Annotated in this window: 1 protein-coding gene; it reads right to left on the bottom strand. The window is 62.6% G+C overall.

The window, feature by feature from the left end; translation table 11 throughout:
- Positions 1–243, bottom strand: a 243-nt coding sequence (locus H6A60_RS13535) for a lyase family protein (RefSeq protein ID WP_275114243.1), incomplete at both ends; no start/stop codon positions are given.

Here is a 243-nt window from a genome sequence, read left to right as displayed (position 1 = left end):
CTGTTGGGCTGCGCTGCGCCGCCGTTCGTGTAGTTCGGCACGATCGTGTCGCGGTTCTCTTGTGCGAGCTCGAAGAGTTTGTCGAGCACCTTGTCGAACGCGCGGGCGAAGTCGATCGCCGCGTCGCGCATCATGGCGATTCGCATCGTCGAGAGGATGTCCTGGCTCGAGCGGCCGGCGTGAATAATCGTCACCTCGGGGCCGGTCTCGGCAATAAGCATCGGCTCGTATGCGATGGACTTC

Source organism: Sutterella massiliensis (assembly GCF_016899755.1).
Classification (GTDB): domain Bacteria; phylum Pseudomonadota; class Gammaproteobacteria; order Burkholderiales; family Burkholderiaceae_F; genus Sutterella; species Sutterella massiliensis.
The sequence above is the reverse complement of the archived record's forward strand: the minus strand, read 5'-3'. Positions and strand labels throughout refer to the sequence as shown.